The following is a 13,878-nucleotide window of genomic DNA, read 5'->3' as shown; positions in this document are numbered from 1 at the left end:
TGGTTCTCGATCGCCCGTCGTTCTCGACGGATTGCGAGCGGGGCGATCGCTGCGAAACGGTTCGTTCACACGACCATCGATCCCGTCGATAAGAACGCGGCGTCCTCGTTCGTCGCCCCGTTTTACTCTTCGAACCCGTCCTCGAATTTGAAGGTGCCGTCGCGCTGGACGACTTCACCGTCGATCTCAATGACGGAATCCTCGCCCATGTCGACGATCATGTCCACGTGCACCGCGGAGTCGTTGGCTTCGTTGTCCTCGCCGACGGTTTCGTCGTAGGCGCGGCCGACGGCCATGTGGACCGTATCGCCCATCTTCTCGTCGAACAGCATGTTGTAGGTGAACCGGTCGATGTCGCGGTTCATGCCGATTCCGAGTTCGCCGAGTCGACGCGCGCCGTCGTCCGTGTTCAGGACCTCGGTCAGCAGGTCTTCGTTTTTCTCCGCCGAGTGGGAGACGACTTCGCCACCCTCGAACTCGAGGTAGACGTCCGTAATTTCCCGACCCTGGTGGTACAGCGGCATGTCGAACAGCACTTCGCCCTCGACGCTGTCGGGTTCGGGCGCGGTGAAGACCTCGCCGCCGGGCAGGTTGTGCTCGCCGTGGTCGTTGATCGTCGGATTGCCGTCGATCGACATCGTGACGTCGGTCGTGTCGCCGCTCTTGATGCGGATCTCCTCGGCGGGATCCATGAGTTCGACCATGTTGGCCTGGTGCTCGCGCTGTTCCTCCCAGTCCTTGTTGACGGCGTCCCAGACGAACCCTTCGTAGGCCTCCGTACTCATCTCGGCGAGCTGGGCGTTTGCCGGCGCGGGGAACTGGGTCAGACACCAGCGCGTCGAGAGGCGTTCCTCGAGAATCGGCCGGTGGGCCTGCTGGTAGGCCGCGCTGGTCTCGGGGTCGACGTCGCTGGTCTGGGTGACGTTGTCCGAGGCGCGGATGGCGATGTAGACGTCGGTGTTCTGAATGAGCGCGAGTTCGTGCTCGGGCGTGTCGAAGCTCACGGTTTCACCGTTCGCATCTTCCGAGGCGCTGCGCGCCTCGCTCTCGTCGCCGCCGGCACGGAGGAAGGCTCGTCGCTGGCGAGCGCCCGTTCGCTGGCTCACCGTCACCGGGTTCGCGCCGACGTCCCCGATCACTTCGTGGAGGGCGACGACCAGGTCCTCGGCGACGGGGTGGGCGTCGATGACGACGTTGTCGCCTGCTTGCAGATCGACCGAATGGTTTGCGATGATTTCGGCGTGTTCGCGGATACGCGGGTCCATGTGCGACACGTGTCCCGACGCCGGGATACCGTTTTCGAATCGAAATCCCCGCTTTGAGTATCGATCGTCCGTCGCCTATCGTCCATCGCCGACTGATCAGTCTCTGTTCGCCAGAAAAACGCCGAGATAGATCGACGCGAGCGCACAGACGACACCCGCACCGAACGCGATCGTAAACGGGGACTCGAGGGCGACCTCGCCGCCGTCGTCGATCAGCCACCCGCTGAAGCCGACGACGAGCAGCGAAACCGCCGCGAGGCGCAGGACGGAGATGACCTGCGCGCCACGGCCGTTCGTCGCCGCGTCCGCGGAGTCGTCCGCCGTCATAGCGACCCCCGGACCGACCGCGTGTGTTCGTCGGGAATGCACATGAGTTCGGTAGTGTCCGGGCACGTAGAAAAGTTGGCGGTTCGACGGGTTCGATGGGGTGGCTGATTCGGCCGGTTCGATCACGGGCCGAACGCCATCAGCGCAGCGTCGCCGTCTCCCTCCCGTCGGGTTCGACGAGTTCCTGGACGAACGAAATCGTCGCGGCCGTCAACACGAGTGCGAGCGGCGTCGCGACCAACAGGCCGACCACGAACCCGACGCCGCCCGAATTGAGCAGGATCGACAGCGCGAGCGACGTCGCGGCGGCGACGGCGACGTGCCAGAACGCGAACCGAAGGTACGGCCCACCCTCGAGTCCGTAGCCGTACGAGTGACGAAACGCCTCGAGGAATCTCGCGTCGTCGACGATGAACAGGAACGGCACGGCATAGAAGAGGTAGCCGAGAACGATCACGGCGGGAATCGCGAGGACGAGTAGCGCCGGCGCGGCGACGAGGACTGGAACAAGCGCCACGAACGCCCCGAACACGACCAGGTGATACAGGACGAGCCGCGGTGCGTACCGGATGATACACGCGGGTATCGACGCCGGTTCGTCGCGAAGACGGCGGTCGATCCCGCCGAGATAGCCCGCGGCGATCACCGCCGAAATCACCGCGTACACTACCAGCGCGAGGCCGAGCCACGCCAGCATCGCGCCGTCGACCGCCTCGAGTGGTACTATGATGGTTTCGAACGGCGTCTCGATCGTAACATCGGTCCCACCGGAGCCGGTCGGTTCCGGCGTCTGCGTCGCCGAGCCCTGCTCGAAGGGGTCACTCTCCGGACCGATGGCAGACCCGCCCCCGGAGCCGCCGCCGGACGCCGGCGGTGGATCGGCGAACGACCACAGGTCGAGCAACGGCGTCGGAAAGGCGAACTCGATATTGAACGAGGACCCGCTCGGTGCAGGATCGAGCGCTCGCCGAACGTTCTCGAACTCGAGTATCGAGAGGGCGAACGGCACCAGCGCGAACGGGAGGAGGGCATCGAACCGGTCGAGAACGCGGGAGACATGACGGACGAACGTTGAGGAGGTCGACCGTCGGGCTCCCGAACCGTCCGCGACCGTCTCGTTGTCGTCGGCATCGGGTGCAGGGACCATATCCGCTACCAACAAACAACAGGCAATTGAAACCTTCGCTCGATACCTCGTCACTCCATCGGGGCGGACAGTGGAACTCCGGCACGAACGAGAGTGACTCGACTCCGAGGCGGGTCACCGATCGGCTGCCGTCGACTATTTCCCCTCGCGGTGCACACCTCGAGCCATGATCGATCTCCGTTCAGACACGGTAACGAAACCCGACGAAACGATGCGCGAAGCGGCCGGTTCGGCCGCGGTCGGCGACGACGTCTACGGCGAGGATCCGACGGTGAACGAACTCGAGGCTCGAGCGGCCGAGGCAGTGGGAACGGAGGCTGCGCTGTACGTTCCGTCGGGGACGATGGGCAACCAGATCGCGGCCCGCGTTCACACCGAGCGCGGTCAGGAGGCCATCGCGGACCGCAAGAGCCACGTCGTCAAGTACGAACTCGGCGGCTTCGCACAGCACGCCGACCTTCAGCTGCGGATGGTCGACGCCGAGCGCGGGGTTCCGTCCCCGGAGCAGATCGCCGGCGAATACGTCGCGGAAGACCTCCACCGGCCCGGAACCGGGCTGCTCTGTCTCGAGAACACGCACAACGCCCGCGGCGGACTGGCGATCGAGCCGGAGCGAATCGCCGCGGCGGCCGACGCCGCTCACGAACGCGACGTCCCGGTGCATCTCGACGGCGCGCGACTGTTCAACGCCGCGACGGCGCTTGACGTGCCGGCAGCCGAGATAACCGACCCCGTCGATTCGGTCATGTTCTGTCTCTCGAAGGGGCTGGGCGCGCCGGTCGGTTCGGTGCTCGCGGGGAACGAGGCGTTTATCGAGCGGGCCCGCCGCACCAGAAAGCTGCTCGGCGGCGGGATGCGACAGGCCGGGATCATCGCGGCGCCCGGCCTGCGGGCGCTCGAGAACGTCTCGGAGCTCGAAACCGATCACGAGCACGCTCGCCTGCTGGCCGACGGACTGGCACGTATCGATGGCTTCGACGTGCAAGAACCCGAGACGAACATCGTCCTCGTGGACGTGACGGAAACCGGTCTCGAGACGGACGCGGTCCTCGAACGGCTTCGCGAGCGAGACGTGGCGGCGACGCAGTTCGGTCCGACGACGCTTCGGTTCTGTACGAATCGGGACGTTTCGCGGGACGGCATCGAGGCGGTACTGGACGCTGCCACCGCGGCGTTCGGCACGGCCTGAGACGGATTGCTGTAACTATGTACCGCCGATCACCAGGGACGGGGTCGGTGACCGGCGGTAATTGACTACAGGAAACCGTATGAGACGACGCCGCATCAGTTTCGGCTGGACCGCGAGAGTGCTGTCGCCTCGCGTCGGCCCGGTCGGTCCGGGATCGCTATCGCATCCCGTCTCGGAACTCGAGGACCGTTCGGCGGATGAGCAGGTACGAGAAAAAGATCAGCGATAGCAAGATCAGCACGACCGCAATGATGACGGGATCGTCGGGGATGAAGCTCAGCATATGAGAGCGATACCGTGTCAGCGCGCAAAACCGTTTCGACCTCGTCCACCTATTCGACGACAAACGCAATTGGGTCCCGAAAACCGGACGGACGTTGACCGGACAGTAACTAAAATCGTATTTTCACCTTACACTGACTATATGGTCTGTGCCACCGTAGCTTTCGATGCGCCTCGATGTCGGCCCTCCACGTCGTAATCGAGGCCGTTCGTCCACTGGGTTCACCCACCTCCAACTCGCTCCCACGGTCCGTTCAGGGCCTACGGACGATCAACGGGACGGCAAACGCCGTCCCGTCGCGTTCCCGCTGACACGACGGTCTCGCCGTGATGTGCCCCGTTGGCGATCACTCCTGTTCGTCGTCCGTCGACGCTCTTCTCACCGACACCTCGAACGTCTCGAGGACCGTCCCGTTCGGTTCGCGGATCTCTCCCTCGAGTGTCCGCTCGGTCTCGTCCTCGCCGGTCTCGCTCTCCGCCGGCTCCTCGAGCACGGCGAACCCCGGACGATTCCCGCGCGGATCGGCGTGGCTGCCCGGATTCAACAGCAAGGCGTCCTCGGTCTCGATCACCGTCGGTCGGTGGGTGTGGCCCGAGACGACGACGTCGGCTCCTCGCGAGCGGCCGAACATCGACAGTCCCGTTTCACCGCCGTCCCGGCGGTGGGTCACCGCGAACCGAACGCCGCCGGCCTCGACGACGCGGGCCGTCGGAAGGCGATCCCGAACGGCCGCGCTGTCGGCGTTGCCGTGGACGGCGTACACCACGTTGCACTCGTCCTGAAAGGCCTCGAGCGCCGCCACGCTCGTGAAATCGCCGGCGTGAACGACGGTGTCGGCCTCGCGGGCCGCCGCCAGCGCCTCTCCCTCGAGCTCGTGGCCGCCACTACTGTGCGTGTCCGAGAAAATCGCGATCATGGTGGTCGTTCGGCCGTCGGAACCAGGTTCCTTTCGAATGCAACTCAGACGGTTTGCCGTACCGATGTCCCGGAGTAACCGCAGGACGGTTCGGGGTTGGGACGGCACTGACTACAGCAGACCGTATCAGGCCACGCCGGTAGTGTCGTCGGATCGATCGTCGTACCCGGCCACGACCGTCGAACTCGCCGGCTTGTCGTTCAACACCGTCGTTACCGTCGTTTCTTCTAAGTCGACGGTCGACTCGACCGGCTCCCAGCCCTCGTCGTCGCTGTCGACGGCGACCGCGACGTCGGTCGGACTCGCCCCGGGCGGGAGTTTCGAGGGGTCGTAAACGAGCGCGATGCGGATCGCTTCGACCGCCGTTAGCCCGCCGAGGCCGGTCAGTTCGACCGGATCCGCGAGCGCGTCGACGGGTGGCTCGCGGCCGCTCTTCTCGAGGCCGAACTCGTCGGGGACGACGCCCGCGACGACGTCGACGCGGGCACCGGCGTGCTCGAGTGTGTACTCCGCGATATCGCTCGAATCGTACCCGGGGATGGACATACTCGAGGCGAGGGACGCCAAACGTTTGTCGCTGTACCGCGCGATAGCCGGCCGATGGTGTCCGATGGGAGTTCGACCGGTCGGGTGGTCTCCCGTCGCGAGCCGTGCAGTTCAGCGACCGATCCGCAGCGACCGACTCGACGTTCCGAGGTCGCTTCGATGACGGATAGTGCACCTGCAAGAACGAAGCGGCAGTCCTGAACGGACCGAACCGAGACGAATCCTTTTATCGCAGCGGGAACCAATCACAGACCGTGTCCGAAACAGCCGGGTACATGCGCTTTTTCCCGTACGAGCAGCCGTACGAGAACCAGCGCGAGGCGATGGACCGTATCCACAACTCGCTGACTCGCGGGCAGGACGTCCTTTTCGAGGGTGCCTGCGGAACCGGCAAGACGCTCTCCGCGCTCGTGCCGGCCCTCGAGGTTGCCCGCGAACAGGACAAGACGGTCGTCATCACGACCAACGTCCACCAGCAGATGCGCCAGTTCGTGGCCGAGGCCCGCGCGATCACTCGCGAAGAGGACATCCGCGCGATCGTTTTCAAAGGTAAATCGTCGATGTGTCACATCGACGTCGGCTACGAGGAGTGTCAGGCGCTGCGGGACAACACCCGCGCCGTCGTCGATACCGAGCGCGACAAACGGCAACTCGAGCGCCGCCAGCGCGAACTCCTCGCGGAGAGTCAGGACGGCGACGGCGGCGCGGCCGACGCCCGCAGCGCCGTCATGGACGAACTCGAAACGCTCGAGGAGCGACTCGAGGACCTCGAAGAGCAGAACGTCTGTGACTACTACCGGAACAACCTGACCGAGGATACGGACGAGTTCTTCGGCTGGCTCTACGAAGACGTTCGCACACCCGACGAAATCTACGAGTACGCCGAGAGCCAGCAGTTCTGCGGCTACGAACTGTTGAAAGAGGGGATCGAGGGCGTCGATCTGGTCGTCTGTAACTACCACCACCTGCTCGATTCGACCATTCGCGAGCAGTTCTTCCGGTGGCTCGGCCGCGACCCCGAGGACGTCATCGCCGTCTTCGACGAGGCCCACAACGTCGAGGACGCCGCTCGCGAGCACGCGACCCGGACCTGCTCCGAACGGACCGTCGACTCGGCCCTCGACGAGTTGGCCGACAGCGACGACCCGCGGTCGGAAGACGCTTCGAACGTTCTCTCCGCGTTCCACCGTGCGCTCGTCGAAACTTACGAGGACTCGTTCGGGTTTGGCGACCGGGAAGGGATCGGCGAGAACTGGACGGACGTCTCGATCGCCAACGAGGATCGCAAGGACGACCTCACGCTCGAGTTCCTCCAGCGGTATTCGGGTCGGGGAATCGAGGACGACCTCGAGGCCGCGATGAAACTCGGCCAGGAGCTAGACGAGGAGTACGAGGAGGCCTACCGCGAGGGCGAGACGGCGACGCGGACGGAGTGTCAGACCCTTCAGGCCGCGGCGTTCGTCAGCGCGTGGATGAACGAGGGCGCGACGGAGGGGCTCTATCCGGTCGTCGCCGTCACCCGCGACGCCGGTACCGACGAAGTCTACGGCCGCGCGGAACTGTACTCCTGTCTGCCCCGGCAGGTGACCGGCCGGCTGTTCGACGACGTGTTTGCGACGGTCCTCATGAGCGCGACGCTCCAGCCGTTCGACGTGACCGCGAACGTGCTGGGGCTCGAGGACCCCGTGACGATGGCCTACGGGCTGCAGTTCCCGGCGGACAGGCGGCGCACATACGCCGTCGAGACGCCGCCGCTGTTCTCCTCGGATCGGGACGACCCCGCGGTCCAGGAGACGGTGACCGACGCGATCCACGACGCCGCCCGGATGACCCCCGGCAACACGCTCGCCTTCTTCCCCAACTACGGCGAGGCCGAGCGGTACGCGGATCGACTCGAGCGCCGATCCGAGAAGACGGTGTATCGGGACGAACCGGGCGAGTCCGTCGAGGGGTTGCGCAAACGGTTCGTCGCGGACGACGGTGCCGTCCTCTGTACCTCGCTGTGGGGAACCCTCGCGGAGGGCGTGAGCTTCGACGGGGACGACGCGCAGACGGTGCTCGTGGTCGGCGTTCCATACCCGCATCTCGACGATCGAGCCGAGGCGGTCCAGGAGGCCTACGACGCGGCCTTCGAGGGAACCGAGACGGGCTGGCGCTACGCGGTCGAGATTCCCACCGTTCGGAAGACCAGACAGGCCCTCGGGCGAGTCATCCGGTCGCCGGAGGACGTCGGCGTCCGCGCGCTGCTAGACCGGCGCTACTCGCGGTCGGCCAAATCCGATCTCGGCAGATACAGCGTCAACGGCACGTTTCCACACGAGGAACGCGAGGAACTGATCGATATCGCCCCTGAGAAGTTGAAGTTCGCGATGCTCAATTTTTACGGCGGTCACGACGCCTACGACGGCGAGCAGCCCGCGCCGTGATCCCGATGCGACAGTTCGTCCCCACGCGTCTCTCGTGAACGGAGGTAGACGGAGAGGGGTCATACGGATTGCTGTAACTATCTACTGCCGATCACCAGGAACGGGGTCAGTGATCAGTGATAATTGACTACAGTAAACCGTATCAGTCGATAGTAACGTCGGCAACGCCGCCCGTAACGATCACGGAGTGCGTGCCACCGTCCTCGATCGTCAGATCGAACGTCGCGGAGTCTTCGACGGTCCACGTGTCGATGATGCCGTTCTCGCTGTGATCGATCCGGAGACTGATGCCCTCGCGCTCGACGTCGATATCCGGCTGGAACACCTCCTGTACCTCCACGCTGACCGTCAGTTCGCTCCCTTCGTCCGCGCTGAATTCGACGCGCTCGTCCTGTTCGATCGTGGTGTCGACGCCGCCGGACAGTAGTCCGGTACATCCAGCAAATGGAACGACAGCCGCAAGTGAAACGAATGCCCGTCTGTGCATACGTTGAGGTGAACATCACTGCGGAATATACTTTGCGGCCGTCAGGTTAGGCGGGCAAGGAGACGCGGCTTACCGGCAGTTTGTAGGTGCCGTCCCAGAACTCGAGTTCGCTGACCGTCCACCGAATCGGCTCGACCTCGCGGTCGGCCACCCGTTTCGCCGTCTCGAGGTCGCCCCCGCGGGCCAGCGTGACGTGGGGGACGTAATCGGCACCCTCGAGCCCCTCGATCGTTTCGAAGGCGTCGGTGAGGTCGGCGTGGATCGACTCGAGGCCGGGGCTTTCGACGGCGAGGTAGACGACGGGGGCTGAGCCGAGCGGCGGGTCCTCGAAGTAGTCGATGCCCGCGATTCGGGCCTCGACGGCGGGAGCGCCCTCGAGCGCGCGGTGGGCGCGGTGCTGAAGCTGGGCGACGTGGTCGGCGTCGCCGAGTCGCTTGAGCAGACACGAGTGGTCCTCGCGGACGGTATCGAAGCCGACGAGGTCGGGGTAGAGCTCGTTGGCGAGCGTGCGGACGCGGCCGGGGACCGGAACGTTGACGCTGTACACTGGAGTGATCGTAGGGGCGATCGACGTATCAGTGTGACGTTCCCGGCGGCTCTACAGCCGGTCGAGCAGCCAGAGGGCGACGACGAGGCCGACGACCAACAGGAGGATCGGCGTCAGCAGCCGAGCGATCCAGCCCACGACGATCCCGACGATCTGGAGGGCGAGCAAGACGGCAACCAGTGCGAGGACGATTTTCAGGAGTGTTTCGACCTCGAGCTTGCCGCGGGTGTCGATCATACCGTCACGTACGACTGACTGTTTGAAAAATACACTGTTCCCGCCGTCGGAAAGTCTATTTGGACGGCCACAGGATTTGACTGTAATGGAAGCGAAGGGGCTCCGGGCCCTGCTCTGGGTGCTCGTGGGAATCGGTTGTGCGGTCGCGTTAGCGACGGTCGCCCCGGTCGGCGCAGTGGCCGACGTCGGAGCGACGGGAGCGACGCTGCAAGACGAGCAAGACGAGACGGATGAGACCGACGAAACGGACGAAACGGACGAAACGAACGAAACGAGCCGACTCGAAGATGCAGACGAGATCCACATCGACGTCTTCGTTCACGAGAACGGCTCGGCGACGTTCGCCGTCGATTACCGGTTCGAGAACAACTCCTCGGGAGAGTGGGAGACGCTCCGGAACGACGTCGAGGAAAACCCGGAGACGTACGCGGCCAGCCAGGAGGATAGCTGGAACGATATTCTCGACGAGGGGCGGAACGCGACGGAGCGAGAGGACATGGAACTTTCGAACGTGTCCGTGTCGACGGACACGAGTTCCGCGCCGCGGGACCTCGGGCACGTCGAAGTCACCTTCGAGTGGTCGAAGTTCGCCTACGTCGAACTGAACCGGATCGAGGCGGGCGAGGCGCTCGCGGGCTTTACGCTCTCCCGCGACACCTCGTTGCAGGTTTTCTCCCCGGAAGACTACGCGATCGTGGAAGTCGAGCCGTCGTCCGAGGACGCGGACGATCAGTCGGTCTTCTGGGATAGCGACGGGGTTAGTTTCTCCCCCGATCCGCCGCTGATCGTCATGATCGAGGAGAGCAACGGGGACGAACAATCGGTCGAGGCCACCGAGAGTCCGTCGATGCCGTGGGCTATCGTTCTGGCGGCCCTCGCCTTGCTCGCGACCGTCGGTGCTGCCGGCTGGTGGATCAAACGCGAGCGAAACGGCGGGTCCGTGAGCCACGCGGACGACGTCGCTCCACCGGTGACGAACGGCTCCGCTCCCGCCGATCGCTCGAAGGGACCGCCACCCGAATTGCTCAGCAACGAAGAACGCGTCCTGCGCCTGCTCGAGGAGCGCGGCGGGCGGATCAAACAGCAGGCGGTCGTCTCGGAACTGGACTGGACCGAAGCGAAGACGAGCCAGGTGGTCGGCGACTTACGGGAAGCCGACGAAATCGAAGTGTTCCGGATCGGTCGGGAAAACGTGCTTGCGTTACCCGACGGTGACGAAGCCGAAGAGTAATGTCGACAATCGGTTACTGTGCTGTTCGTCCGATACCCGCAGACGACACGCCCGTGGCCCAGACGCCGCAATATTTGCGCTTCAGCAGGATTTAATACCGACGAGAGCCATTGACCCAGTAATGCGCCACTCCGTCGGTACCACGGTTGCCGGTCTCGGCACCGACGGGATTGTTTCTCAGCGGCGACCGCGACGGCGACGGCCGGGCCTTTGAGCCCGACCTATCCCTCTCCCCCCTTGTCCCCGGACCGCTCCATCGTTCCAGAATGGCTAATTTTTCTGGGTAGCTGCATCTCTACCTTTATTTTCCAAAATTCAAACCAACGAATTTAAGTCCGTCCTGCTGCTTTCCTCGAGTACGATATGACACGCGTTGCACTCGCGTTCTCGGGCGGCCTGGACACGACCGTCTGTGTCCCGCTACTCGAGGAAGAATACGGATACGACGACGTTATCGGCGTCACGGTCGACGTCGGTCAGCCGGCTTCCGAGTTCGAGGAAGCTGAAGAAACTGCGGAAGCGCTCGGTCTGGACCACTACGTCGTCGACGCAAAGGAGGAATTTGCACAACTCTGTCTCGACAGCGTTCGCGCGAACGCGACGTATCAGGGCTACCCGCTCGGCACCGCACTCGCCCGCCCCGTGATCGCGAACGCGATCCTCGAGGTCGCGGAGGAGCAGGGCTGTACCGGCATCGCCCACGGCTGTACGGGCAAGGGGAACGACCAGCTGCGGTTCGAAGCCGTCTGGCGCGATTCGGACCTCGAGGTCATCGCGCCCGTCCGCGAACTCGGCCTCACCCGCGAGTGGGAACAGGAGTACGCCGACGAGAAGGGGCTGCCCGTGGAGGGCGGCAGCGGCGGCGACTGGTCGGTCGACACCAACCTCTGGAGTCGCTCGGTCGAGGGCGACGAACTCGAGGACCCCAGCTACGTCCCGCCCAAGGAGATCTACGAGTGGACGAACGATCCGTCCGCGGAGACCCAGGAGATCGAGATCGCCTTCGAGAAGGGGTACCCCATCGCCGTCGACGGCGTCGAGTACGATCCGGTCGACCTCATCGAGCACTTAAACGGCGTAGCCGGGGCCTACGGCGTCGGTCGCACCGATTCGATGGAAGACCGCATGCTCGGTCTGAAAGTTCGTGAGAACTACGAGCACCCGGCTGCGACGACGCTGCTTAACGCCCACGAAGCGCTCGAGGGGCTCGTCCTCACGCAGGAAGAACGCGAGTTCAAACAGCTGATCGACCAGCGCTGGTCGAAGAAGGGCTACGAGGGCCTGATCGATGCGCCGCTCGTCGACGCCCTCGAGGGCTTCGTCGACGAGACCCAACAGCGCGTCACCGGCACCGTCACGATCCGCTTCGAGGGCGGCCAGGCTCGCGCCGTCGCACGCGACAGCGAGTACGCGGCGTACTCGGCCGAACACGCCTCCTTCGACACGGAGACGGTCGGGAAGATCGAGCAGGAAGACGCCACGGGCGTCGCGAAGTACCACGGCTTCCAGCGTCGTCTCGCGAACTCGGTGACCGAGAACGAAGACGAAGATACCGAAGTCGAACTCGCCACCGACGGGAGCGGCGAGAACGAGGACGAGTAACGATGACCGAGGAGAGCGCTCACGACGACGCAGTCGAGGTCGAGTCCGCCGTCGCAGCCGACGGAAACGGCGACGGTGAGGGCGTCGTCCGGCGGGACCGATTTAGCGGCGGCCCCGCCCGGAGCTTCCTCTCCTCGCTCGAGGCCGACCGGCGGATCTTCGAGGCCGACCTCGAGGTCGACCGCGCACACGTCCTCATGCTGGCCGAGCAGGGGATCGTCGAGGACGACGTCGCGGGCGACGTGCTGACCGCCCTCGACGCTATCGAGGTCGACGGCCACGACTCCTTGCCCGACGGCGAGGACGTCCACGAGGCCATCGAGACGGCCGTCATCGAGCAGGTCGGCGCGGACGGCGGCAAGATGCACACCGCGCGCTCGCGCAACGACGAGGTCGCGACCTGCATCCGCTACCGCCTGCGCGAGGACGTTCTCGAGGCCATCGAGACGACCCTCGCACTGCGCGAGGCGCTGCTCGACGTGGCGGCCGAGCACACCGAGACGATCATGCCCGGCTACACCCACCTCCAGCCCGCCCAGCCGACCACCGTGGCCCACTGGGCGTGCTCCTACGAGGGCGCCGTGGCCCGCGATACGGAACGGCTGCTCGAGGCCTACCAGCGGATCAACCAGTCGCCGCTGGGTGGCGCCGCCTTCGCGGGCACGACGTTCGACATCGACCGCGAGCGCGCGGCCGAACTACTGGGATTCGAGGGCGTTGTCGAGAACTCGATGGACGCCTCCTCGAGCCGGGACTTCCTGCTCGAGACCACGCAGGCGCTGTCGACGCACGCGACGACACTGTCGGGGCTGGCGGAGGACGTCATTATCTTCGCCAACCGCAGCTTCGTCGACCTCGCGGACGACTACGCCTCGACGTCGTCGATCATGCCCCAGAAGAAGAATCCGGACACGCTCGAACTCGTCCGCGCGGTCGCGGGCGACGCGGCCGGCAGCGTCCAGGGACTGACGACGACGCTCAAAGGATTGCCCCGCGCGTACAACCGGGACCTGCAGCGGGCGACGACTCACGCCTGGGAGACCGTCGACGCCGTGACGGAAGCGGGCGAGGTCGCCGCCGGAGCGGTGGCGACCGCCGACTGGAACGAGGCGGCCCTCGCCGCCGAAGCGGGGGAGGGCTTTTCGACGGCAACCGGCGTCGCGGACCTGCTGGCCGCGAACGGGCTTCCGTTCCGGACGGCTCACGAGGTCGTCGCAATCGCAGCCGAGAACGGGTCGAACTACGACGCCCTCGAGGCGGCCGCCGAGGACGTCCTCGGCGAACCGCTCGAGTCGTACGTCGACCCCGGTGCCGTCGAGGACGCACTCGACCCCGCCGAAAGCGTTGCGAGCCGCGATTCACGGGGCGGCCCAGCCCCCGAGGCCGTCGCCGAGCAACTCGAGGCCGCTCGCGAGGCGCTCGCGGCCGACAGCGCGGTTCGCTCGGAAATGGAGGCTGCGCTCGAGGACGCACACGGAGCGCTCCGCGAGGAGGTGAACGGGTATGTGTAAGTTGCTCGTTCGGTCGATCGTTCGGCGGTTCCCGCTTGTAGGCCCGTCTCTCGCCTGTGAGCGAGTGCGGACCCCGCTTCCGCCGCGGCCGTCCCCGCCGGGGGACAAACTACCAAATTCATGATATGGCGAACAAAAACTGCCGGAAAATAGTCTTTTCACAC

At 65.2% G+C, this 13,878-nt stretch carries 14 protein-coding genes; 5 read left to right on the top strand and 9 right to left on the bottom strand.

What is annotated here, in order from left to right; all coding sequences use genetic code 11:
• Positions 1-122 precede the first annotated feature (122 nt).
• The 3 genes from GS429_RS12325 to GS429_RS12315 all read right to left on the bottom strand — a co-directional run bounded on the left by GS429_RS12325 (position 123) and on the right by GS429_RS12315 (position 2,739).
• Positions 123-1,265: an aminopeptidase gene (locus GS429_RS12325; protein ID WP_160065655.1), complete on the bottom strand. Its 1,143-nt coding sequence runs from the start codon at positions 1,263-1,265 to the stop codon at positions 123-125.
• Between the two features lie 96 nt (positions 1,266-1,361).
• Positions 1,362-1,592, bottom strand: coding sequence for a hypothetical protein (locus tag GS429_RS12320; RefSeq protein ID WP_160065654.1), 231 nt, complete (start codon positions 1,590-1,592; stop codon positions 1,362-1,364).
• 139 nt (positions 1,593-1,731) lie between these two features.
• The gene (locus GS429_RS12315) at positions 1,732-2,739 is read right to left on the bottom strand and encodes a hypothetical protein (RefSeq protein ID WP_160065653.1); all 1,008 of its coding nucleotides are present in this window, start codon (positions 2,737-2,739) and stop codon (positions 1,732-1,734) included.
• A gap of 166 nt (positions 2,740-2,905) precedes the next feature.
• Between GS429_RS12315 and GS429_RS12310 the strand changes: the two genes are divergently transcribed.
• Complete coding sequence (locus tag GS429_RS12310; RefSeq protein WP_160065652.1) at positions 2,906-3,928, top strand: threonine aldolase family protein; 1,023 nt, start codon at positions 2,906-2,908, stop codon at positions 3,926-3,928.
• 157 nt (positions 3,929-4,085) lie between these two features.
• On the opposite strand, the gene GS429_RS22400 is transcribed toward GS429_RS12310, so the two are convergent.
• The 3 genes from GS429_RS22400 to GS429_RS12300 all read right to left on the bottom strand — a co-directional run bounded on the left by GS429_RS22400 (position 4,086) and on the right by GS429_RS12300 (position 5,673).
• Positions 4,086-4,211 carry a DUF7859 family protein gene (locus tag GS429_RS22400; RefSeq protein WP_268892287.1) on the bottom strand — a complete coding sequence of 42 codons (126 nt, stop codon included), beginning with the start codon at positions 4,209-4,211 and terminating at the stop codon, positions 4,086-4,088.
• A 346-nt stretch (positions 4,212-4,557) separates the two neighbouring features.
• Positions 4,558-5,127, bottom strand: a complete 570-nt coding sequence (locus GS429_RS12305) for a metallophosphoesterase (protein ID WP_160065651.1) — start codon at positions 5,125-5,127, stop codon at positions 4,558-4,560.
• A gap of 126 nt (positions 5,128-5,253) precedes the next feature.
• Positions 5,254-5,673: a hypothetical protein gene (locus tag GS429_RS12300; protein ID WP_160065650.1), complete on the bottom strand. Its 420-nt coding sequence runs from the start codon at positions 5,671-5,673 to the stop codon at positions 5,254-5,256.
• A 275-nt stretch (positions 5,674-5,948) separates the two neighbouring features.
• On the opposite strand from GS429_RS12300, the gene GS429_RS12295 reads away from it, so the two are divergent.
• Positions 5,949-8,099 (top strand): ATP-dependent DNA helicase, encoded by a 2,151-nt coding sequence (locus GS429_RS12295; RefSeq protein ID WP_160065829.1) that lies wholly within the window; start codon positions 5,949-5,951, stop codon positions 8,097-8,099.
• 142 nt (positions 8,100-8,241) lie between these two features.
• Here GS429_RS12295 and GS429_RS12290 read toward each other — a convergent pair whose 3' ends face one another.
• Genes GS429_RS12290 through GS429_RS12280 form a run of 3 tightly spaced genes read right to left on the bottom strand, consistent with a single transcriptional unit; the run spans position 8,242 to position 9,370 of the window.
• Positions 8,242-8,586 carry a hypothetical protein gene (locus tag GS429_RS12290; protein ID WP_160065649.1) on the bottom strand — a complete coding sequence of 115 codons (345 nt, stop codon included), beginning with the start codon at positions 8,584-8,586 and terminating at the stop codon, positions 8,242-8,244.
• 46 nt (positions 8,587-8,632) lie between these two features.
• Entirely contained in the window at positions 8,633-9,133 is a 501-nt protein-coding gene (locus GS429_RS12285) for a 2'-5' RNA ligase family protein (protein WP_328821373.1), read from the bottom strand.
• A gap of 51 nt (positions 9,134-9,184) precedes the next feature.
• A complete protein-coding gene (locus GS429_RS12280; RefSeq protein WP_160065648.1) occupies positions 9,185-9,370 on the bottom strand; it encodes a DUF7554 family protein in 186 nt (61 codons plus the stop codon).
• Positions 9,371-9,455: 85 nt separating this feature from the next.
• On the opposite strand from GS429_RS12280, the gene GS429_RS12275 reads away from it, so the two are divergent.
• The 3 genes from GS429_RS12275 to argH all read left to right on the top strand — a co-directional run bounded on the left by GS429_RS12275 (position 9,456) and on the right by argH (position 13,714).
• Positions 9,456-10,601, top strand: a complete 1,146-nt coding sequence (locus GS429_RS12275; RefSeq protein ID WP_160065647.1) for a DUF7343 domain-containing protein — start codon at positions 9,456-9,458, stop codon at positions 10,599-10,601.
• 363 nt (positions 10,602-10,964) lie between these two features.
• A complete protein-coding gene (locus tag GS429_RS12270; protein ID WP_160065646.1) occupies positions 10,965-12,203 on the top strand; it encodes an argininosuccinate synthase in 1,239 nt (412 codons plus the stop codon).
• 2 nt (positions 12,204-12,205) lie between these two features.
• Positions 12,206-13,714, top strand: a complete 1,509-nt coding sequence (gene argH / locus GS429_RS12265; protein WP_160065645.1) for an argininosuccinate lyase — start codon at positions 12,206-12,208, stop codon at positions 13,712-13,714.
• Positions 13,715-13,878 lie beyond the last annotated feature (164 nt).

The organism is Natronorubrum halalkaliphilum (assembly GCF_009834785.1).
GTDB classification, from domain to species: Archaea; Halobacteriota; Halobacteria; order Halobacteriales; family Natrialbaceae; genus Natronorubrum; species Natronorubrum halalkaliphilum.
The sequence above is the reverse complement of the archived record's forward strand: the minus strand, read 5'-3'. Positions and strand labels throughout refer to the sequence as shown.

What these genes read in the sequence shown, in the direction of transcription:
- GS429_RS12305 (WP_160065651.1), bottom strand. Translation starts at nt 5,127, where the DNA reads ATGATCGCGATTTTCTCGGACACGCACAGTAGTGGCGGCCACGAGCTC.
- GS429_RS12320 (WP_160065654.1), bottom strand. Translation starts at nt 1,592, where the DNA reads ATGACGGCGGACGACTCCGCGGACGCGGCGACGAACGGCCGTGGCGCG.
- GS429_RS12275 (WP_160065647.1), top strand. Translation starts at nt 9,456, where the DNA reads ATGGAAGCGAAGGGGCTCCGGGCCCTGCTCTGGGTGCTCGTGGGAATC.
- GS429_RS12290 (WP_160065649.1), bottom strand. Translation starts at nt 8,586, where the DNA reads ATGCACAGACGGGCATTCGTTTCACTTGCGGCTGTCGTTCCATTTGCT.
- GS429_RS12300 (WP_160065650.1), bottom strand. Translation starts at nt 5,673, where the DNA reads ATGTCCATCCCCGGGTACGATTCGAGCGATATCGCGGAGTACACACTC.
- GS429_RS22400 (WP_268892287.1), bottom strand. Translation starts at nt 4,211, where the DNA reads ATGCTGAGCTTCATCCCCGACGATCCCGTCATCATTGCGGTCGTGCTG.
- GS429_RS12325 (WP_160065655.1), bottom strand. Translation starts at nt 1,265, where the DNA reads ATGGACCCGCGTATCCGCGAACACGCCGAAATCATCGCAAACCATTCG.
- GS429_RS12310 (WP_160065652.1), top strand. Translation starts at nt 2,906, where the DNA reads ATGATCGATCTCCGTTCAGACACGGTAACGAAACCCGACGAAACGATG.
- GS429_RS12315 (WP_160065653.1), bottom strand. Translation starts at nt 2,739, where the DNA reads ATGGTCCCTGCACCCGATGCCGACGACAACGAGACGGTCGCGGACGGT.
- argH (WP_160065645.1), top strand. Translation starts at nt 12,206, where the DNA reads ATGACCGAGGAGAGCGCTCACGACGACGCAGTCGAGGTCGAGTCCGCC.
- GS429_RS12270 (WP_160065646.1), top strand. Translation starts at nt 10,965, where the DNA reads ATGACACGCGTTGCACTCGCGTTCTCGGGCGGCCTGGACACGACCGTC.
- GS429_RS12295 (WP_160065829.1), top strand. Translation starts at nt 5,949, where the DNA reads ATGCGCTTTTTCCCGTACGAGCAGCCGTACGAGAACCAGCGCGAGGCG.
- GS429_RS12280 (WP_160065648.1), bottom strand. Translation starts at nt 9,370, where the DNA reads ATGATCGACACCCGCGGCAAGCTCGAGGTCGAAACACTCCTGAAAATC.